We start from the raw sequence: 20447 nt of genomic DNA, 5'->3' as shown, positions 1-20447 counted from the left end.
AATTTTAATGCCATGGTACCGGTATATCTTTAAACCTGACAACTCATTGCAATCGAGTCGGATGCGATATGGCCAAGGTAATTACCTCGGATATTCTGGTGGTCGGCGGCGGGCTGGCCGGCATTGTCGCCGCGCTTGAAGGCTTGCGCGCGGGCAAGACTGTCACCCTGGCAGACCGGGACACCGAAGAGCGGATGGGTGGCCTCGCACTGTGGGCCTTTGGCGGCATGATGCTGGTGGGCACGCCGCTGCAGAAACGCATGAAGATTGCAGACACACCGGAAATCGCCCTGGAAGACTGGCTCAGCTTTGGCGAGCTGGCACCCAAGGATGACTTGCCCCTGCAATGGGCCAAATATTATGTGGAACACTCACGTTCCGAGGTCTACGACTGGCTCAGCAACGAAGGCATCAAGTTCCTGCCCGCCGTGAACTGGGTTGAGCGCGGCCGTTTCGGCGATGGCAACCGCTTGCCCCGTTACCATGTGGTCTGGGGCACCGCCCGGGAATTGGTGCGTTGCCTGTTGACGGCGCTACATCGGGAGAACACCAGCGGCAAGCTCACACTGCTGCACCAGCATCGCATCACGGAACTGGATCAAGAGGCAGGAAACGTCAGCGGCGCTCTGGCCATTAACGAAGCCACGGGTGAAGAAGTCCGCTTCGCGGCTTCGGCGGTGGTGCTGGCCACCGGCGGCATCAACGGTAGCCACAAAGAGTGCCGCGCCAACTGGCCGGTGGATCGCCCGCAACCCACCCGCATGCTGAACGGTGCCCATCCCTATGCCGATGGCCGCATGCATCACTGGGTGGCCGATGCCCTCGGGGGGCAGATTACCCACGCCGGCGAAATGTGGAATTACGCCGCCGGCTTCCCGCATCCGTACCCCCATTTCCCCGGCCACGGCCTGTCCACCATACCCTGCAAATCCGCGCTGTGGCTGAACCACCGGGGTGAGCGGATTGGCCCGGAGCCCCTTGTAACCGGCTTTGACACCCACTGGCTATGCCAGCGGGTGGCGGAACAGGAAAAGCCCTGGACCTGGCACCTGTTGAACTGGCGTATTGCCGCCAAGGAATTCGCCATCTCCGGCGCCGAGCACAATGCCCGCATCCGCGATAAACAGTTCCCACTGTTCGTAAAAGAGTTGCTGCTGGGCAATCACGCCCTGATACGACAAATGCAGCACGAAAGCCGGGATTTCCTGGTGGCGGACAGCCTGACGGAACTGGCCGGCAAGATGAACGCGCTCACCTGTTCCAACGACATCAACCCGGCCACACTCAAGGCCACCGCCGATGCTTTTGATGCCAATTTCACCGCAGGCACCAGCCTCCACGACGATCCCCAAATCCGCATGATCCAGCATGCCAGGGAATGGAAGCCGGACCGCCTGCGCACCTGCAAGCCGGCCCCGCTGCAGAAACCGGGCGCCGGCCCCTACATCGCCATCCGTATGCAGCTGATTACCCGCAAGAGCCTGGGTGGCCTGAAAACCGACCTGCAAAGCCGCGTTCTCAATGGCCATGGGCAGCCGGTGGGCGGCCTCTACTGTGTTGGCGAGGCAGCCGGCTTCGGTGGCGGTGGTGCTAATGGCAAACGATCCCTGGAAGGCACCTTCCTGCCTGGTTGCATCATGACCGCCCGCGCAGCGGTGCGCTCTATTGTGGCCGGAGGCTGAACCCCGTGGGCAAATCATTCAACCGAAACCCTGAACCCGGAAAGCTTGGAGAACAACAATGACAAACGGCGCTCAAGCCCTGATGAAAACCCTGGTGGACGCCGGTGTTGAGGTTTGCTTCAGCAACCCCGGCACCAGTGAAATGCACTTTGTGGCGGCCCTGGACGACGAGCCCAAAATGCGGGCGGTGCTTGCCCTGTTCGAGGGTGTCGCCACCGGCGCCGCCGACGGCTACGCGCGCATGGCCGACAAGCCTGCCGCCACCCTGTTGCACCTGGGCTGCGGGCTGGGCAACGGCCTGGCCAACCTGCACAACGCCCGCAAGGGCAAGGTGCCGGTGCTGAACATTGTGGGCGACCACGCCACCTACCACGTGAAATACGATGCCCAGCTGCAGTCTGATATCGAGACCGTTGCCCGCAACGTGTCCCCGGGGTTTGTACGCACCGCCAAGAGCACGGAAATCCTGTGCCAGGATGCCGCCGAAGCCATTGCCGCTGCCCAGACCGCGCCCGGGCAAGTTGCCACACTGATACTGCCTGCGGATGTGTCCTGGGGCGAGGGCGGTGTGCCCAGCGCACCCATGGCGCCGCCGACACCGGAACCGGCAGACGATGCCACGGTGGAAGCCATTGCCAAGGCCATCCGATCCGGCAAGAAGACTGCTTTGTTGATGGGCGGCCATTCCCTGCGTGAACCCAGCATGCTGGCGGCCGCCAAACTGGCCGTCCACAGCGGCGTTACCCTACTGGCGGAAACCTTCCCCACCCGCATGGAGCGGGGTGCCGGCCTGCCCTACATCGAACGGATCGCCTACCTGGCCGAACTGGCCACGGTGCAGCTTACCGACATCGAACAACTGATCCTGGTGGATTCAAAAGCGCCGGTGTCCTTCTTCGCCTACCCCGGCAAGAAGAGCTACCTGGTGCCGGACACCTGTGAGGTTCATACCCTGGTGGCTCCCGATCAGGACATCCTGGCCAGCCTGAACAAGCTCAATGACGCCGTTGGCGCCAGCGAGGCCGAGCCGAAGCTGCAGCCGGCGAAACGCCCAGGCCGGCCACGGGGCAAGCTCACTGCCGAGAAAGTCTGCAAAGCGGTGGGCCAGCTGATGCCCGAGAACGCGATCATTGTGGACGAGGGCATTACCTCCAGCCTGATGCTCTCGGTGATGACCGCCGGCGCGCCGCGGCACGACATGCTGACCCTCACCGGTGGCGCCATCGGCCAGGGCCTGCCGAATGCCGTAGGTGCCGCCGTGGCCTGTCCGGATCGCCCGGTGATTGCTCTGATTGGCGACGGCACCGCCATGTACACCATCCAGGCCCTGTGGACCATGGCCCGGGAACAGCTGAACGTAACCTCCATAATCTTCAACAACGCCTCCTACTCCGTGCTGAACATTGAACTGGAGCGGGTAGGCGCCGAAGAGGCTGGAGAGAAGGCAAAATCCCAGCTGGACCTGCGCGGCCCGGTGATCAACTTCGCGGAAATGGCCAACGGCATGGGCGTTCACGGTGTACGCGTGCACACCGCCGAGGAAATGGCAAAAGCCCTGGAATACGCCCAGAGAATGCCGGGACCACACCTTATTGAAGCCGTGATCCCGGAATCACTGAGCGGGGTAAAACGCCGGATACTGCCCTGGATGCTGCGCTCACTGCCCAGCCTGCCGCTGTCGGTTTCCAAGGCATTGAAGCGCAAGCTCGCCCCCTGACGAGGGAAGAACCGTTCAGCCCGGTCGCTTGGCCGGGCTCACTCTATCTGCCAGCGCCTCGGCAATGTACCGGTAGCCCCTCTGGCCGGGGTGATAGCCATCAGCGGCTAGAAGCGCCGGGTCGGTCACCACTGGATAGTCCAGGTAGGTGAAGTCTTCCGGAAATTGTTGCGCCAGTTGGATGTAGAGGTTATCCAGCTGCCGGGCCCGCCACCCCATCACATACCGAAGCGGCGAGGGTAGCGCGGTGAATAGGTGCATGGGTGGCACGCTCAGGAGCAGAATGGGCCCTGAATACCGTGGTGCAAGCAATCGACGGAATGCCCGCAGCTGCTGGCGGAAACGAAAGCGGGGCGTGAACCCCGTGGTGTCGTTCACGCCCATACTCAGCAGCACCACATCCGCCTCTGGCAGTTCGGCGGTTTCCAGCTCACTCAGCAACGCACCCAGGCGAATACCGTTTACCCCGAAGGTGTGCCAGGCAGTGGTCTGGCCGGTGCGCTCGTGAATCTGCTTCGCCAGCTGGCTGGCCAGGCCCTGATCGTGGGTCTCCACGCCAACCCCGGCCGCTGTGGATTCGCCAATCACCAGGATTCGCTTCGCCGGAGCGCCTTCACCGTATTGACCGGAAGGAGAGCCACCGGCTTCCGGCAACCTGGGCGTTGTGCGGCGGGCCTTCTTGCCCTGGTAGAGCAGTACCGGAAAGAGCAGGGCGGTTGTCAGCCAGAATGGAAGGTGCATTGGAAGTCTCCTGATTTACCGGCAGGCTAGTGAGCGACTGACTTTGAAAACAGATTGATTACCGCAACACCGGTGATGATCAGCGCCATACCAATCACAGTGGCGGCATCCAGAGCCTGCCCGTAAATCAGCCAGCCGATTAGCGCCACCAGCACAACGCCCATCCCCGCCCAGATGGCATAGGCCACGCCTACAGGAATTTCCTTCAGGGTCAGCGACAGGAAGTAAAAGGCAATCGTATATCCGACAATCACTAACAGGCTGGGCCAGAGTTTGGTGAAGCCTTCGCTGGCTTTCAGGCCGGTGGTGGCAATTACTTCCGCTACGATGGCAACGCCCAGAAAAATCCAGCTCTTCACAACTGACACACTCCTGCTGGTTAAAACCGCCCTGCGATTACAGGGGTACTCTTTGGGCGGTGGAGTCTATCAAAAACCAGGCTGAACGCGCGCGGGCTTAGCCCGGCCAGAGCGGTGGCCATTTACCGTGTGTCTTCTCGAATTGTTCGATCGGCTCGCTGCGGTAACCACTGGCGTAGCGTTCTTTCACGCTTGGATGTACCCAGGTGCGGTTGGTCTCGGGCGAGGGTATCTCGCGCACCAGCTTGCCCAGCAGCTTGTACTTGCCCTTGTATTCGTTGTGCTGTTTTGCGTTGGTGTGGGTTACGGAGGGCAGGGAATCGTTGAACACCAGGGACTGCTTTTGAGCTTCCGCCTTCAGCCACAGCAGGGGAATATCGGCCAGGGTGCGACCCTGCTTGTCTGGCCCATAACCACCGCCGACGTCCGAGTGCACGCCAGCAAACCACACCTGCTCCAGATCCGTGCCGTCTCGCGGCTCCCAGAGCGTGGGCTCGAAATCCTCCCGCTGCTCGTCCAGCGAGAGCGCGTGGCGGGCGACGCGAATGTTGCTGCCGATCTTGCGATCGTAGAACAGGTCCTGGTCCTTGATCAGCCCGAAGAACGTGAAGGGCAGGCCCAGGGCACCCACAGTATCCCACACTCCGACAAACCGGATTGGCGTGCGCTGCTCCAGGGAATACTTCGCCTTCCAGGCCATGGAGTGGTCGCCGTTGGCCTTGTGCTTCTTGGTTTTGTAGAGCTTGAAGGCCTCCTCGATCCGGCTGCCATGTTCCTTTCGCAGAATGCTGCAGTTATTGATCATCCCGCAGAGGCTGCGGGCGGTGTAAGCACCGCGGCTGAAACCGAACAGGAAAATCTCGTCGCCCGGCTCGTAGTTGTGCACCAGAAACCGGTAACCGTCCATCACGTTCTTCTCCAGCCCGTACCCGGTGGCGCCGGCGCGGAGTGAATCGTGGTAGGAGCCAATGCCCCAGTCGTAAAACACCACCTGCTCCACGCCGTTACCGTCGGTAGGTCGGATGGCCCGGGCAAATTGCAGAACGTTTGTGGGATAGTCCTCACCCAGGATTTCCTCCGGGCGGTTCCAGGTGCCATCAAAGCAGACAGCGATGCGTTTCATGGGAGTGACCTCCTGTCGTTATTGTTCCCCGTTGCTCCGCCGGTAAACCAGGGAGCAACTTTGCCCACGCTCCGGCGAATAGAAACGGCCGGTACATCCTGTTTGGTGGGTATAGATGAGTATCTCAGGTATGTGAGTGGGAGGGTAGTGCAACGACCGAGGGTGCCGGAGTTATACGAACGCGTTCGCAAAACTCCGGAGATCGCGTGAGAAATGTCGGTAACTATCTGATAGGGTTGGAAAGATAGAACGTGAACGGCGGAGTTATGCGCCCACGGTGGGAGCAGGAGTGGCTCGAAAGAGGGCGTATAACTCCGGCGGTAGTCGTGGCAATTGGCGCTCAAGACGCTGTTTTTACGAGAGAAATCCGCTTTTTCTTGAGCGCGTTTGAATGGAATTTTACGAACGGGTGATATACGAACGCGTTCGTATAAATAGCTGTTAAAGGTAAGTAGCGAATCATGGCACGGAAGCAATTCCTAGACGGAACAATAAGGCTTGGTGATATTTCGAAAATAACTGGTTTGCGCATAACACAGGTCGCAACTGGAACAGGCAGAGGTTTTCGAGTGATTGCGTTACCAGGTGAAGAAATTGTTTACTGGTCGTTCTGGCGTGGAAAAGTAAACCGGTTCGCTATTAAACAAGCGGAAGAGCTGAAGGTTCCGGTCGATTTTGACCCAGACCTTTATGGTCAGTCCCTGAAGTTTAAATATCGCTATGAGCCTAACGAGTACATTTTTGGCGGGCTTTTTTGTGTGGCGACTGCTGGCGTGTTGCATGGAGATGCTGACATCTCAAATGCAGTGGTTGCGTCGTTCATTGGTTTGGGCCTCTTTCAGTTCGTGCAAGCATACAGGGCAAAAACAGCCCTCAAAAACCTTTAACAAGGCGCATCAATACGCGGCCGGTGGCCGCCGGACGCCCTTTACATTGCGGCTGCGCCTCCATTACAAGGGCGCCGTTGTGCGCTGGCGTTAGGCATTACTAAGGAACTCGGTATGGTCCTCACCAAGGAAAAAGGTGGGCTAAAAGTCTTGATGACTATCTGTGTTGTTTTACCGATCTACGCTCATGGCTATTCGGCATGGAAAGGCGGCTTCACTGAGGCTGGGTTTCAATTACATCTCTATATTTTGCCGTTCTCCGTGCTTTTCTTACTATTTGCTCTGTCAATTCAACGGTCGTTGGGAAATAGGTTGGCAGTCACAGATTCCGGCCTTTTGGTGGAGGATTTTTCGACGGTTGAGTTTCCGTGGGATGTGATCGAACGAGTCTCCACGAGGCGGCAACTTTTACCACGGGGTGGCGCATGCCTGTGGCTAGTGTTAAAAACGAAATGTGATAGCAAGTACACGAACAGAAAAGTACGAAAACTTAATCGCCTGATCGGCATCGACGGGATACCAGTCTGCAATCTATCAACCTACTCTGGCGACGTTGAAAAATTCCTAGCGATTATTGAACAGCGTGCGGCCAGTGCCTAACCAGTGCAGGCACGGCGACGCCCATTACATTGCGCCTTTGGCTCCATTCCATGTGCGCGCATGCTGCAAGCGTTATGGCTACAAGGAAGTCGAGTGAAGAAGAAGGTTTATCTATCCATTTTTGCTAGCCTGATTTTGGCAGTATGCGTCAGCTCAATAGGCGGAGTTTTTGGCGAGGTACTGGTGGAGCACGTAAACAAAGAGACTGCTGAATTGGCGTTGGATGGCAGGTCAATATCAGATCTTTCCCGAGAGGAAGCCAATGCGTTGATGCGCGATCCGGAATTTGGTGACCGCTTGGTCGCAGCTAAGAAAGAGGTATCTGACGAGTACTGGTGGTATTTCGGTGCGAACTTCGCTATCCAAATATTACTAATTCTCGTCATTTGCTTGGTTTGCGGAAAATTTGTAATTCATACGGTGACCAAGCATGCGAGGCCATAACCAGGCGGTCAACCGGACGCCAAAAGCGTGGCGCTTTTGGTTCCCTCCGCTGGCGCTCCGGCGCCGGTTACCTCAGCGTTAAATGTCTATGATCGATCACGATAAATTCCGGGCTTTGGTCACTCAGCTCTATGCCACGGTCAATGAGTTGGAGGCTATGTTTCCGGGCAGGCACTTTACCCCGGACGGTCATATGGTTGGCAGTTTAGGTGAATGTCTCGTGGCCGACGCCTACAATTTGGAGCTGAAGACAGCGTCCAACAAAGGCTATGACGCTGTCACCGCAACCGGCTTGGAAGTTGAGATCAAGGCTACGCAATCAAACTCTGTTGCGTTCCGGAGTCAGCCGCAGCATACGATCATCATCAAAATCCTGCGGGACGGAACGTTCGAAGAAATTTATAACGGGCCAGGAGCCCTTGTTTGGGAGCAGTTCACAGGTAAACGGCTACCGAGTAATGGCCAGTTTCAAGTCTCTCTAAACAAACTCCGGCAACTTAATCAAACTGTGGCTCAAGCGGACCGTGTGCCCAGGGCCATTTAACAAGGCGCATCAGTACGCGGCCGATGGCCGCCGGACGGCTTTCAGCCGCCGCTGTGCTCAGCGTTAGCGGGTAAAGACTATGGAGTGGCTCGCCACAATTTTTAGCTGGTTTTTCCCTGACGCAGTAAAAAAAGCGGAACAGGCATCGGCGCAATCACGCCACTCTCAGGGAGTGGGTAAAGCTGAACAGCAACTGCGGGCCGGCCATATTCTGAAATCCACCAGCGTCACGGAGCATGGCAGACAGGACGCGGAAATAACTTTTGCCAAAGGCGCTGGCTTTACTCTTTCCCTTTGCGGTGAACAGGAAATTACTCGGAATTTTGAGAGCATCAATGATCTTGACCATTTTCTGGTTTCCGAAACCTCGTTCAGGGTCGGAGACTTTTTACCGCGCTAACAATGCACAGCACCGGATGGCCCCTTCGGGCCGCCGGTGTGCTCGGCGTTAGGCAATGCAACCAGTTCCCTCATCAGGACTAAAAAAGGCTGATACGCGTGGGTTCAGATAAACCGGACATTTTCGAATCAATTGAAAAATTAAGGGGCGACTATGTAGAACTTTTGCTTAGGGCCCTGAAAGATGGATTGTCAGCGGTTAGCGAGGTGGAAAAGTCTGGTGCGTATATTGGAAAATATCACGACTTTCCGTCTTTGTCTTTTAATCGAAATGGGCTCCCGAGTTTCTCTACAACATTCGGTAATGGCCCAACTGACTACCGGGACTGTTTCGCCTCCTGGGGTGGGCCGCCTCATATTAATGAAGATGAAATCAAAAGCGGCTCTCTTCCATTTCGTGTGGAATCGGTCGCCAGCTAACGCCTTTTTGAGCCATACTCCCTGATATCTTCTGACCTCCAGCGAACATCTCTATGAATCCGGAACTCTTGTTCACACAAGCCTTGGGTCTGACGTCACCATGGGCTGTCGATGACATCGATTTTGACCCAAAGGCCCAGCGTATCGATTTCCGGGTCTCCTGTGAGGCGAAGCAATTACCGTGTCCTGGTTGTGGGCGAGCTGATCAGCCTATTCACGACCGGAAACCGCGAACTTGGCGGCATTTGGACTTCTTCCAGTTTGCCGCCTATGTCCATGCCGAGGTGCCCCGGGTGCGCTGCGGCGGCTGCAAGAAGACCACTCAGGTGGAAGTACCCTGGGCTCGCCCGGGCAGCCGTTTCACCCTGCTATTCGAAGCCTTTGCGCTCACGTTGGCCAAGGCCATGCCGGTATCGACCACGGCAAGGCAGCTGAGGACTGATGACAGGGCCCTTTGGCGGGTACTGGACCACCATGTCACCCAGGCACAAGCTCGTGAAGACTACAGCACCGTGACCACCATCGGGGTCGATGAGACCGCCTGTCGGCGTGGCCATCACTACATCACGCTGGTGCATGACCTGGCCGAGCGCCGACTCATCTTTGCAACGCCCGGTCGTGACGCCCAGACTCTGAAAGGATTCTCTGAGGATCTTGCAAGCCATCAGGGCAAGGCTGATCAGATCCGGCACGCCAGCATCGATATGTCTAAAGCCTACATCAGCGGCCTGGGGCAGCACCTGCCCAACGCCGAAATCACCTTTGACCGGTTCCATATCATTCAGCTGGCAAATCAGGCTGTGGATGCCGTGCGCAAGTCTGAAGTACGCCACGACGCCCGCCTGAAGCGAACCAAATGGGCCTGGCTCACGGACATGGCCCGCTGGAGCAAAAAGCAGGATGAGGCCGTCTACGACCTGACCCGCTCCAACCTGAAGACCGCTCGTGCCTGGCGCATCAAAGAGGCCTTGCGTGACATCTTCCAGGCCAAGCCTGGTCGTGAACAAGCGGAAGGGTTACTGAAGCGATGGCACTCCTGGGCCAGACGCTGTCGGTTGGAACCGATGAAACAACTAGCTGCCACCCTCAAGCGACACTGGGCCGGAGTCCTACAGGGCTTTGAAAGCGGCTTGAGCAATGGTTATGTCGAAGCCATGAACAGCCTGATCCAGGCGGCCAAGGCCCGTGCGCGCGGCTACGGCACGGCGAGCCACTTCATTGCCATCTGCTTTCTGATTGCCGGCAAGCTCAAGCATCTGCCAGCAAACCCGTTCCAGACGCCATTACAGAGAATGGTTGCAAGCTAATGTTCCACACAAAACGGAAGAGACCCTCAAAAGCTTTAGCGATTTGGTTGAATTTGTCAGGACCCACGATCAGTTACATCGGCGCTTCACCGTCCAAGGAAGTCCTAATCCAGATAAAGAGTTGAAAATAGAATTTGATAAGATATTGATTCTATCCGGAGTGAAAGATTGCATAGAGCGGTATATACACAGATTCGGTGATTTTGAGTATGATCAAGAGAAAGCAGTGTCTGCGGTAGAGCCAACGGTTTCGTATATTTTTAATCAAAAGTTAGATATTGAAATATCAGTTCCGATACTTTTTCTAGGATTTAATTTCGATAGCTTCCAAATAGCGGATGGTATAAGCATAGAAAGGATTTCGAAATCGCATCATAGGGCTAGGTACAAGGTTAAGTCATATAATACGAGTACTCATCAGAATGTAGTAAGTTCGGCGACTCATGCGCTTGTGCTTAAGGGATGGTATGTCCCTAACACAGAGCGTATGTGGGATTTTGATATTTTATCAAAAACTAGAGCGTATCCAATTGAATTAATCGATGAGTTTTTCGGAGCGTTGAGAGTGATAACTCAGGTAGAAACCGGTTACGCCCAAGTGTATGCAGTAGCTAAGGAATGGGAGGCTCACTGCACGGCAGATCTTCCTTACCTAAAGGGTGCTACGCTCAGATCTTACCCAAGTTGGTTTGAAGACTATTACTGGAATATAGAAAACGTTCCGGCTCTTTCTGATGAGGAAATGGACGAAGCCAAGATTATATTTAACAAAGTTCAGTCAGCTAAAGAAAATTCGATTAGCTTGGCATTGAGACGACTTAATAGGTGCGTCATTCGAGACGATGAAGAAGATGCTGTTTTGGATGCGACAATTGCGCTTGAAGCACTTTTGTCAGATGGAAACCAAGAAATGACCCACAAACTTGCGCTGAGAGTGGGGGCGTTATCAAAGCTTGACGATCGGAGTCAGAAAAATCCAAGCCAAGCTTTTAAAGATGTTAAGAAAATATATGGTTATCGCTCAGCTATTGCGCACGGAAGCAGGGATCTGGATAAGAAGCGAATCATAAAGATTACAGAAGAAAAGAGCACTACTGCTCACGATTTGGTCGTCGACTATTTAAGGATGACTTTACGTGTTGTATTGAAGCATGAGAAGTACAGAGCGCCAAAAGTTATAGATGAGCAGCTGCTTTTAGGCGAGGAATCTGACAATGCCTAATTACTGTTAGATCTAAGGAATGAATTATGAGTCTACCGAGTGAGGAGCAATTAATTCAGATCTTTGGAACGCTACTCGCGGTAATCGTTGGCGGGCTTCTAACCTCCATTACGACCTTCGTTATTGAAAGGCAGAAATGGAAACGGGAGCGTCGAAACAAGCTTGATGAATTGCGCAGAGACGCGATAGCGGCGGCGCTGGAGTGGATTAGCCCTATGCGTACCGCAGAATACGCTGCATCTTCACTAGTGATGGCGGCAATACAAGGTGATTTCGAGCATGAGAGATTCATGGTGGATTACCCCAACCTTGTCTTGGAGCTCGCTAAATCGGATCTTACTGGGGTTCAACGTGCCAGTCTTCCTTCTGATTTTTATGCTCGTGGGCATGAGATAATTCGGGACCTAGAGAAGCTTCGAATTCTGGGTGTGAAGTGTGGTCAGGAAGTGAAAATTGGCAGGTCAGACCCAAATGGCTACAAAGAGTGAATGGAAACAATGTCTAGAGTTTCCAAGTCAATTGAAGAACTTGAAAGTGAACTCAAAAGGGTCTTTCTTGAGACTCTCGAATAGTCATGATTTAACAAGGCCAGGCACGGCGACGCCTACTACATTGCGGCTTCGCCTCCATTCCTCAGCCGCGCATGCTGGCTGGCGTTATTTCTACGAGCGTGACCTATGAATCGACCAAGACGAATGGATCCCGAGGCTTTTGAGAAAATGCTTGAGAGCTTGGGGCCCGAAGAGATTGATCGCCGCAACCAAATTCAGCATGAACTTAACGTCCAAGAGTACGAGCGTTTTAAGGATTCGTATTCAAGAGGTGAGTGTTATCTTTGTGGAAAACCGTTTAAAACAATAAGTAAAGAGAAGCCATGTCTTCACTGGTTACTGCGGCGATGCAAATTTAAAGCGAAGGATTTCCCTAAGTTATACCGAGAGTTTGATTACCATCAGATGGAATCATACCTACGATGGATCGCGAACGAAGAGCGTTTTCAGGGAAATATCAATGACCTGAAAGATGAGAGGTCAGAGAAAAAGGTCTTTCAAACAACAATTCAATGGAAAAACATCAAGTGGACATTCGAATGCTCAGAGAGCGACTATCAGGGGCATGAGGGAACCAAATCGGATTTTCCGCATTTTCATTTCCAGATGAGAATCGAAGAACGTCCGTTCCTAAAATTCAACTCCCACCACATCCCTTTTTCTGAAAGAGATTTGTTCAACCTAGACCTCGTGAGAGAGAAACCAGATATAGTCCATCACGATTTTGGCCCGGGTGGTTCTGGCATGCAGGAAGCAGTAGAAATTGAGCCTCAAGATATCGTTGAGAATACTACTTTATGCGAGGATGAAGCTGAGGCGACTTACCATATACAAACAATGATAAAGGCGGACAAGGAGCCAATAAGTGGCGATGCTATTGCTGCTATGGCGGAGGAAAGTAGAAAAACCGGCAAGCCAATGGCATCGCTTGTACAAAAATATCTTGGCGAAAGTGTGCAGGGAAGCACCGTTGTTTCGCCATCTGAGTCGGTGCCCAAAATCGCCAAGAGGACTGCCCGAAAAAGAAATAACCAGTGAATCAAGCCGACCGTTTTGCGCTACCGCTCCAAACGGCGGCTTATTCAAGGCGTTAACTAGGATAAATTTCTCATGTCGCATCTTGGACCCGAATTACATCAAGCCATCCAGAACAACGACATGAATTCCGTTATTTTCACCGATCCTTTTGGTGAGGAAACACGGAAATCAAAACGAAATCTGATGGGCTCAGCATTCGTCGGGCTCCTGATTGCAATGCTTCACTTGCGGGTAAGTGGTTTCCTAGGCCTTACAACAGAAGAAGGAGGGCTGGGAAACGAGGTAGCGGCGGGTTTAGCGTTTCTGTTGATTTCGTATTTTCTGATTGCTTTCGTGCTAGCGGCCTACATCGATTTGCAAGCATGGCATTTTAAGCAAGAGAGACAGTTAACCCGTCCCTATCTTGAACTACTCCTTCGAATTGATGACCGTATTCATACTACGGGGTTGCATATCGAGGGCGCTCGATCTGATCTCAACTCTCTATCGGAAGACCAGAGAACTCAAGACCGAGTTCACAACATGACCGCAATCTCAAAAGGGACTGAATCTCTGAAGCACATCAATGTTGAGCTCAATGGTTTTGTTCAAGAGGTGAGGCCTCTCATCAGGAAATGGGAAACAACAGTTCGGAGCATGGAGAGGCTTTCAGCGAGGTTCCGTGCACGCTTGTTCAGCCTATGGATTCTTGATATTGCCTTTCCTGTGCTCTTGGCACTGTGGGCTTTGTATCTGTGTGGAGGTGGTTTCGTCGCAATACTTAGCGGGAACCAAAGTTAACAAGTCACGGAAGGCGGACGCGTGAGACGCGCCGCTTCGTTCAGCGTTAAATGACTATGAGATATATTGCTTTAATACTGCTAGCCACATTGATCGTTGCATGCGGGCAAGAACAAAAAGCTCCTGATGGCTACCTATACCCTGATAATAATGGAGTAACTATTCCAGAAAAATATCATGTGGGCTGGCCAATTGAATCTTGGAACGTCGTTGGTGACAAAAAATATAAATTAGATCAATCTGACTGGATGCTCGAACAACTAGATGCTGAGAGTATCAATTATGAGCTTGTTAAATATAGAGATAAAAAGTACTTGATCTGGTCTGAAAAAGACGATGGTTGTGTTCAAAAAATAATCAATTATGCGCCATGCAAGTAAGTCATCTAACAAGTGCGGGTTGTCGGACGTGTACTACGCTACGCTCCGTACCCGCCGCACCTGCAAGCGTTAAAACGAAAACACAGGAGGTCACGTGCAACGGATCGCATCGAAAATTACCCTGCTTTTTCTATCTTTGATCCCCAGTATTGCTCTTGCCGAAAACTCGGCTACTGAGGACTATCTCGCTAATAAACCGCTGGTATTGGAGGTTCGGTACTGTGAGTGCCTGGCCACTAAAACCGATGGCGCACTCTCCGACCTGCTGCCAAGTTTCCTCAATGAGTCCAGTCTCTTAAGGGTCAGTGTGTCGAGCGAGGATAAAGGCTTTGCTTCTTCGGGTGATTTGTCCATCGGTTATGAACTCAAGCCAGTCGCAGGCTCGCCCGGCCAATTTCAGTTCAACTATTCTGGAAGCTACACAACGAGTAATGGGAGCAGTGCAGGCAACGGCGAGATGCTGCTCGTTCAGGGGCAATGGGTCAGCCTTTTCGAGTTGCGGCATGACAACGGAACCGGGTCGCAGTACAGCAATGTTGCGGTGCGGCTGGCTAAGCCAGGTGGTTCCTGATGGTAGGTTTTAACCAGTCAATTAAGTTCGTTCCGGCCTTCGGCCTCCACCGGACGTCCCTGTCGGGCCGCCGCTTATTTCAGCGTTACATGCCATGAAAGTATCTGAGTTGCAGAGTATCTTGCTCGAAGAATTGAAGTTCCTATTGCCTGATTGGAAGTTCATCAAGAGTAAAAGAGAGTTCCAGAGATCAGAGGAAGGCCTCGTCTGGTATCTCCACATAGGTTGCATCAATCACTTGGAAGATTTCGATGCGGTGGCCGACGTTGCCGTAGAGTTCAAAGCGGGTAAGGAGCGACTTTGTATTGTTGGTGCAGAGCTGGGAAATATTGAAGGCAGGGGACAGCTTCGATTTCCCGTATCGAATAGAGAGGCGGCCAAATCATCGGCGTTCGAACTTTATGAACACTTTAACGAGCGTGGTCTTCCGTTTCTGCGCAAGTATAGCGATCCAGCTGAAGTCGTGGGAACTCTCAGGAATGGTGGCGCAGAAGCTATGTTGATAAGCCCTTTCCTAAACCAACACCAAGACCAAATAAACCGGCTGAGTAGCCACTATGGCATCAGCATGTAACAAGCCGCGTCACTCGGACGGCCTTGTTTGGCCGCCGGGCGTTATGCCTAAGGAAGACTATGCCTCGTAGAAAAAAATGGGAACAGGGGAATGTTGTTGAAGTTGAGCTTGATGACGGTTCATTTTCATATGGTGTAGTTATTGAGGAACCTCTCGTTGCATTTTCAGAGGCTACATTTACGGAACGTCCTGAAATAACGACAGAATTATTCGGCAAGGTAGCTTTTCAGCTTTGGGTAATGAATTCAGCGATTGGCAAGAATGGTTGGCCTGTTATCGGAGATGTGCCGTTCAAAGAACTATCAATATCGGAGGCCATGTTTTACCGATACGATATTGTCTCGAAGAAGTTTTATCACTACTCAGACTGTACCAACCATATACCCTCTACGAGGGAGGCGTGTGTTGGTCTGGAGTGCGCCGCAGTTTGGCGGAAGGATCATGTTGAAGACAGACTGCAAGCACACAAGGAAGGTGGGGTATGTAAGTGGGAAGAATCATTGAGAGCTGAGAACAAGCCATAACCATTGGGTGAAGTCCACTGGCCTAATATAGGTTGGGCTAATTCATACCTTTCGGTAGGGTGTGGCTATGGTAGATGTGATTTTGGAATCAACGATCAAATGTCCAAACTGTGGCCATCAGAAAACGGTAACCATGCCTACCGACTCATGCCAGTATTTTTACGAGTGTGAGTCTTGTCATGTATTACTGAAGCCCAGGCATGGCGACTGTTGTGTCTTTTGTTCATTCGGCACAGTGCCGTGCCCACCCATTCAAAAAGGGTCAGGGTGTTGTGCTCCTGGCCCATAACAAGTGACTATGGTTTCAACCCCCAATTTCTAACCCATTTTCGGATCCCACAATGCTCCGTCTCGCACCATCGAATTGAGGATGATAATCATCTTTCTGACACAGGCGATGATGGCCGATTTCTTGGTCTTCCCAGCGGCGAGTAACTTGTTGTAGGTGGTTTTGAATACAGGATTACACTGGATGGCGGACATCATCGCCATGTACATAACGGTGCGTATCTGGGCGCGCCCGCCACGGATCTTTCGTTGCCCCTGATATTTGCCACTCTCCTTATTCATAGGGGCCACGCCGATTAGAGCGGCTGCCTCCTTGTTGGAGATATAACCGAGTTCCGGCATGTTGCTGATTAAGCTGAGAGCAACGACCTTGCCGATGCCCGGCATGCTTTGAATGATGTCATTCTTAGCCCTGTAATCGTCACAGCTTTCGATGAGGCACTGGAGTTTCTGGTCGACCTTCGCAATTTGGTTGGCCAAAGCGGTCAGGATGGGTTTGATTGTGCTGGCCAACGCCTTGGGCATGATCTGACATCGATTCTTTTCCATCGTTTGCATGGCTAGTAACTGGCGACGTCGAGACAGTAAATCGCTCAGTTGCTGCAGGACGTCAGGCCGCAGCTTGGAGAGGCGTGGTTGAACCGCTTCGCCATAGTGAGCGATGAGGCTGGCATCCAGACGGTCGGTTTTGGCAAGACGGCCAATAGCTTTACCGAATCCCTTGATGTGAATGGGGTTGGAGATGACGAAAGGAAGATTGGCCTTTGCGCAGGCGCAAACGAATGCATGCTCTAGACGCCCTGTGGCTTCGATAATGATGCGGGTTGGACTATGCTTTTTGAGTGTCGCCACCGCTTCTTTAATGCCCGCTTCGTTGTTGGGAACAGTGAACGCAATGCCTAGTGGGCGAACGTAAAAATCGAGCTGAAACTTGCCGGTGTCCACACCGACGTTGATCTCTTTTTGCGTGTGCTGATTATCCATAATAAGCTGACTCTGCCTTGCTAATACGGGCTCGAGGCCCAGTTGACTATCCGAGTTGAAAAGCTTGGAGACCTGGCCAGCGTTCTCACTTGTTAACGGTCTCTCGACAGAGGAACCTGCGCTGCAGCGAACTACTGACCAGGAAGCGCTAGTTGCAGCTAGCGCCTGGGCCTCACTTTACCCAATTTCTCGGTGGGAATTATCCATACAAGTCGCAGCAGTACGCGGCCGATGGCCACCGGACGCCCTTTACATGGCTTCTTCACAGCCACTCCAAGGTCGCCGCTGTTCTTCGGCGTTACGAGCAAAAGGAGAAAGCGTGCATCATCTGGCGGCTAAATGGATTGTGGGATTACTGAGGGATAGGAATATTCCCTTTTTGATCTGTGGCGGGCTCGCAGCGAAGGGATATGGCTCTGAGCGCGATCTGAATGACATCGATCTTTTCGTGCCCGGTGAATGCTTTTGGTCAGTGGTTGAGGCTGGCCAGAAATTTGTATCCAAAGCTGCCGCCCACCGCCAGGAGGAAGGCTGGGATCTAACCTACGTCCAGTTCAAGTATGAAGGTGTCAAAGTGGAGGTAGGCAGCTCTGATGGTCCGCGAATTTTTGATGCAAACAGGCAAACCTGGGTTCCGCTTAGCATAGATTTTTCTCGATATGCGACGGTGTCTTTGTTGGGCCTTGAGCTTCCTCTTATGTTGAAAGACGACTTGGTCCAGTATAAGACCGTGCTCTCACGCCCTGTCGATATCGAGGATGTCTGTGCTATCCGTGAAAGTGAATAAACAGACTATGCACCGGAGACCAGAACCTCTGCTTCGCGCCGGTTTTGTCACCGGTGATAGTGAACCATGCCATAAATCAAGGAGTCAGATTTGAGGTCAGGAATCTTCATTGTAGTCAGTGCTTTGCTGGTTGGATGTGCAACCCATGAGCAACCCATTTCTACAGCAACAAGTACAGGCGAAATCGTCGAATCCTCTTTCGACCAAAAGGCTGTTGGAGAGAACTCGCTCATGACGAATCAAGCCTTAAAGTCTTACCGAGAAGGGTATGTTCATGCAACCGAACACAAAGCTTTTGCGCAATCTGATGTGGGTGCCTGGTCCTGGAAATCAAACAGAACCTCAGTCAGGTACGCGATAGAGAACTCTTTGAAAGATTGCCAAAGAAACAACAAAAGACATGAAGCTGAATACCCGTGCAAGATCATTAATGTTGATGGGAAATGGGTCGGAGAGCAGTAGACCCTGTAGCCGCGCATGCTGGCTCGTGTTGAATCAAGGAGACTTTCCGCTGCGGAAAGTCTCCCTAAAACACCTGGGCACTTATTGGTATGCGCCCGCACTGTAAATCAACTCATAGCTGTGGCTGTAAATTTCCAGGATGTTGCCAAACGGGTCTTCCATGTAAATCATGCGGTAGGGCTTTTCGCCGGGATAATAGTAGCGCGGTTTCTCCATGCGCTTTTTACCGCCCGCAGCCACAATCCGCTCTGCCAGTTCCTCTACGTTCGGGTCTTGCACACAGAAGTGAAAAACCCCGGTTTTCCAGTACTCGAAATTGTCTTCCGGGTTGGTCTGGTTCTTGAACTGAAAAAGCTCCACGCCGATGCGATCGCCTGTTGATAGGTGAGCGATACGGAAGCTGCCCCAGCCTGCGCCGAATACATCGGTGCACATGTCTCCGATGGCGCTGTCGTCCTCTTCGATCTCGGTTGGTTCCATAATCAGGTACCAACCCATCACCTCTGTGTAAAACTTTACGGCTTGCTCAAGGTCGGGCACAGATATGCCGATGTGTGAGAAATTTCTTGGGTAAACGTTGTTCATGTCCTGTCCTCCTCTGTTGAGACTGAGAGCAGGTTACATCCGCTGATTAATCATTTAAAATTATCAATTATTCTCGTAAACATTATGTAGTGTAATGATAAATACGACCTGGTTGCGCACCTTTTGCACACTGGTGGAAGTTAGTCATTTCACCCGTACAGCTGAACGCCTTCACATGACACAGTCGGGCGTGAGTCAGCATGTGCGTAAACTCGAGGAGCAACTGGGTGCTGAATTGCTGGTGAGGCAGGGCAAGCAGTTTTCTCTATCCGGTGCAGGAGAGAGGCTGTACACCGAGGCGCAGAGCATCCTCTTCGCATTGTCGAATCTTGAGCAGACAGTGGGAGAGGACCCGCCCTTTGAAGGAAGTGTGCGAATCATGTCCCCGGGCAGTGTCGGGCTGAAGCTCTATCCACACCTGTTGGCTCTTCAGAGCAAACACCCGAAGCTGGTTATCGATTACCGGTTTGCGCCGAACCCCGATGTGGAAACTGCCATTGCCGGGTCTGCTGTTGACCTCGGATTCATGACGTCGAGATCGACGCTGGCCGACGTAAGCTGCACGCCCGTCGCCCAGGAATCGCTGCTGTTGGTAACGCCGGCCACCGTGAAGGAGCCGGATTGGGACACGCTGATGAACCTCGGCTTTATCGACCATCCTGATGGCAGTCATCACGCCAGTTTGCTTCTTGGTGCCAATTACTCCGAGTTTCAGCACAGCAACCTGTTCCCGAAGAAAGGCTTCTCAAACCAGATTGGTTTGATTCTGGAGCCGGTATGTATGGGGTTGGGATTTACCGTGCTGCCTGCGCATGCCGTTGAAGCTTTTGAGAAGCGTGAGCACATCAGAGCTCATCGTCTTGCTAACCCGGTGAGTGAAACGCTGTATCTGTGTGTTCCACGGCACCGGGCACTTGCGGCGAGAATGCGGACTATAATTGCGGAAGCTAGGAAATGGCTTTAAACCGGCCTGGAATTTGGCACGTCGCGCCACTCGTGTGCGCAGTGATGTTGCCATCTAACTGCTCAATAAGGGATTAAGATGACGACGCATTCTGGCTCTTGCCTGTGTGGCACCGTGAAATATGAGATAGAGGGCGACTTCGAGAGCTTCTACCTCTGTCACTGCCGGCACTGCCAAAAAGATACGGGATCTGCTCACGCGGCAAACCTGTTTTCACAGTCCGCAGAATTAACCTGGTTGGCCGGTGCCGATGCTGTAACCTCCTTTATGCTTCCGGGCACTCGTCATAACAGGAGCTTTTGTAAGCTGTGTGGTTCAGCATTACCAAGCAACCAGATAGCCGGTTTGCTCGTTGTTCCGGCAGGGAGCTTGGACACGGAGGTCTCTTTGTCGCCAACGGCACATATCTTTTCATCCAGCAAAGCCGCCTGGGAAGAGGCGTCAGCGGGAGTGCCAGAGTTCGAGGGACTGCCAGCTACGGCTCAATAATTCCCGCCTGTCGTCATTTAGTCCC

At 53.0% G+C, this 20447-nt stretch carries 25 protein-coding genes; 20 read left to right on the top strand and 5 right to left on the bottom strand.

Annotated elements, in window-relative coordinates; all coding sequences use genetic code 11:
- Positions 1–68 precede the first annotated feature (68 nt).
- A complete protein-coding gene (locus ABNF92_RS04905; RefSeq protein WP_349343621.1) occupies positions 69–1682 on the top strand; it encodes an FAD-dependent oxidoreductase in 1614 nt (537 codons plus the stop codon).
- Positions 1683–1740: 58 nt separating this feature from the next.
- The gene (locus ABNF92_RS04900; RefSeq protein WP_349343620.1) at positions 1741–3399 is read left to right on the top strand and encodes an acetolactate synthase large subunit; all 1659 of its coding nucleotides are present in this window, start codon (positions 1741–1743) and stop codon (positions 3397–3399) included.
- Positions 3400–3414: 15 nt separating this feature from the next.
- Here ABNF92_RS04900 and ABNF92_RS04895 read toward each other — a convergent pair whose 3' ends face one another.
- From ABNF92_RS04895 to ABNF92_RS04885, 3 genes are all read right to left on the bottom strand, one after another.
- Complete coding sequence (locus ABNF92_RS04895) at positions 3415–4140, bottom strand: SGNH/GDSL hydrolase family protein (RefSeq protein ID WP_349343619.1); 726 nt, start codon at positions 4138–4140, stop codon at positions 3415–3417.
- A 26-nt stretch (positions 4141–4166) separates the two neighbouring features.
- Positions 4167–4499, bottom strand: coding sequence for an SMR family transporter (locus ABNF92_RS04890; RefSeq protein ID WP_136629368.1), 333 nt, complete (start codon positions 4497–4499; stop codon positions 4167–4169).
- A gap of 97 nt (positions 4500–4596) precedes the next feature.
- Positions 4597–5622, bottom strand: coding sequence for a DUF2235 domain-containing protein (locus ABNF92_RS04885; RefSeq protein WP_349343618.1), 1026 nt, complete (start codon positions 5620–5622; stop codon positions 4597–4599).
- A 461-nt stretch (positions 5623–6083) separates the two neighbouring features.
- Between ABNF92_RS04885 and ABNF92_RS04880 the strand changes: the two genes are divergently transcribed.
- From ABNF92_RS04880 to ABNF92_RS04810, 15 genes are all read left to right on the top strand, one after another.
- Positions 6084–6509, top strand: coding sequence for a hypothetical protein (locus tag ABNF92_RS04880; RefSeq protein WP_349343617.1), 426 nt, complete (start codon positions 6084–6086; stop codon positions 6507–6509).
- Positions 6510–6623: 114 nt separating this feature from the next.
- Positions 6624–7109, top strand: a complete 486-nt coding sequence (locus tag ABNF92_RS04875) for a hypothetical protein (protein WP_349343616.1) — start codon at positions 6624–6626, stop codon at positions 7107–7109.
- A gap of 93 nt (positions 7110–7202) precedes the next feature.
- Positions 7203–7553, top strand: coding sequence for a hypothetical protein (locus ABNF92_RS04870; RefSeq protein WP_349343615.1), 351 nt, complete (start codon positions 7203–7205; stop codon positions 7551–7553).
- Positions 7554–7635: 82 nt separating this feature from the next.
- Positions 7636–8097 carry a hypothetical protein gene (locus ABNF92_RS04865; protein ID WP_349343614.1) on the top strand — a complete coding sequence of 154 codons (462 nt, stop codon included), beginning with the start codon at positions 7636–7638 and terminating at the stop codon, positions 8095–8097.
- Between the two features lie 79 nt (positions 8098–8176).
- A complete protein-coding gene (locus ABNF92_RS04860; RefSeq protein WP_349343613.1) occupies positions 8177–8497 on the top strand; it encodes a hypothetical protein in 321 nt (106 codons plus the stop codon).
- Between the two features lie 472 nt (positions 8498–8969).
- Positions 8970–10223 carry an ISL3 family transposase gene (locus tag ABNF92_RS04855; RefSeq protein ID WP_349342348.1) on the top strand — a complete coding sequence of 418 codons (1254 nt, stop codon included), beginning with the start codon at positions 8970–8972 and terminating at the stop codon, positions 10221–10223.
- Entirely contained in the window at positions 10213–11445 is a 1233-nt protein-coding gene (locus tag ABNF92_RS04850; protein ID WP_349343612.1) for a hypothetical protein, read from the top strand. The genes ABNF92_RS04855 and ABNF92_RS04850 overlap by 11 nt, the downstream gene beginning before the upstream one ends.
- Before the next feature lie 26 nt (positions 11446–11471).
- Complete coding sequence (locus ABNF92_RS04845; RefSeq protein WP_349343611.1) at positions 11472–11933, top strand: hypothetical protein; 462 nt, start codon at positions 11472–11474, stop codon at positions 11931–11933.
- Positions 11934–12140: 207 nt separating this feature from the next.
- Positions 12141–13034, top strand: a complete 894-nt coding sequence (locus ABNF92_RS04840; protein ID WP_349343610.1) for a hypothetical protein — start codon at positions 12141–12143, stop codon at positions 13032–13034.
- A 72-nt stretch (positions 13035–13106) separates the two neighbouring features.
- Positions 13107–13814, top strand: a complete 708-nt coding sequence (locus ABNF92_RS04835; protein WP_349343609.1) for a hypothetical protein — start codon at positions 13107–13109, stop codon at positions 13812–13814.
- 56 nt (positions 13815–13870) lie between these two features.
- Positions 13871–14194, top strand: a complete 324-nt coding sequence (locus tag ABNF92_RS04830) for a hypothetical protein (protein WP_349343608.1) — start codon at positions 13871–13873, stop codon at positions 14192–14194.
- 94 nt (positions 14195–14288) lie between these two features.
- Positions 14289–14765 (top strand): hypothetical protein, encoded by a 477-nt coding sequence (locus ABNF92_RS04825; protein ID WP_349343607.1) that lies wholly within the window; start codon positions 14289–14291, stop codon positions 14763–14765.
- Between the two features lie 94 nt (positions 14766–14859).
- Positions 14860–15339: a hypothetical protein gene (locus tag ABNF92_RS04820; protein WP_349343606.1), complete on the top strand. Its 480-nt coding sequence runs from the start codon at positions 14860–14862 to the stop codon at positions 15337–15339.
- A 59-nt stretch (positions 15340–15398) separates the two neighbouring features.
- Entirely contained in the window at positions 15399–15863 is a 465-nt protein-coding gene (locus ABNF92_RS04815; protein WP_349343605.1) for an Imm26 family immunity protein, read from the top strand.
- Between the two features lie 67 nt (positions 15864–15930).
- Complete coding sequence (locus ABNF92_RS04810; RefSeq protein WP_349343604.1) at positions 15931–16152, top strand: GDCCVxC domain-containing (seleno)protein; 222 nt, start codon at positions 15931–15933, stop codon at positions 16150–16152.
- A gap of 29 nt (positions 16153–16181) precedes the next feature.
- Here the strand turns inward: ABNF92_RS04810 and ABNF92_RS04805 are convergent, their stop codons facing one another.
- Positions 16182–17135: an IS110 family transposase gene (locus ABNF92_RS04805; protein WP_349343369.1), complete on the bottom strand. Its 954-nt coding sequence runs from the start codon at positions 17133–17135 to the stop codon at positions 16182–16184.
- Positions 17136–17454: 319 nt separating this feature from the next.
- Here ABNF92_RS04805 and ABNF92_RS04800 point away from each other — a divergent pair, with 319 nt between their 5' ends.
- A complete protein-coding gene (locus ABNF92_RS04800) occupies positions 17455–17922 on the top strand; it encodes a hypothetical protein (RefSeq protein WP_349343603.1) in 468 nt (155 codons plus the stop codon).
- 543 nt (positions 17923–18465) lie between these two features.
- Here the strand turns inward: ABNF92_RS04800 and ABNF92_RS04795 are convergent.
- On the bottom strand, positions 18466–18969 hold the full coding sequence (locus ABNF92_RS04795) for a lactoylglutathione lyase family protein (RefSeq protein WP_349343602.1): 504 nt from the start codon (positions 18967–18969) through the stop codon (positions 18466–18468).
- Between the two features lie 94 nt (positions 18970–19063).
- Here ABNF92_RS04795 and ABNF92_RS04790 point away from each other — a divergent pair, with 94 nt between their 5' ends.
- Entirely contained in the window at positions 19064–19933 is an 870-nt protein-coding gene (locus ABNF92_RS04790) for a LysR family transcriptional regulator (RefSeq protein ID WP_349343601.1), read from the top strand.
- A 78-nt stretch (positions 19934–20011) separates the two neighbouring features.
- Positions 20012–20422, top strand: coding sequence for a GFA family protein (locus ABNF92_RS04785; protein ID WP_349343600.1), 411 nt, complete (start codon positions 20012–20014; stop codon positions 20420–20422).
- Positions 20423–20447 lie beyond the last annotated feature (25 nt).

The sequence above is a fragment of the Marinobacter sp. MMG032 genome, from assembly GCF_040112695.1.
GTDB classification, from domain to species: domain Bacteria; phylum Pseudomonadota; class Gammaproteobacteria; order Pseudomonadales; family Oleiphilaceae; genus Marinobacter; species Marinobacter salsuginis.
The sequence above is the reverse complement of the archived record's forward strand: the minus strand, read 5'-3'. Positions and strand labels throughout refer to the sequence as shown.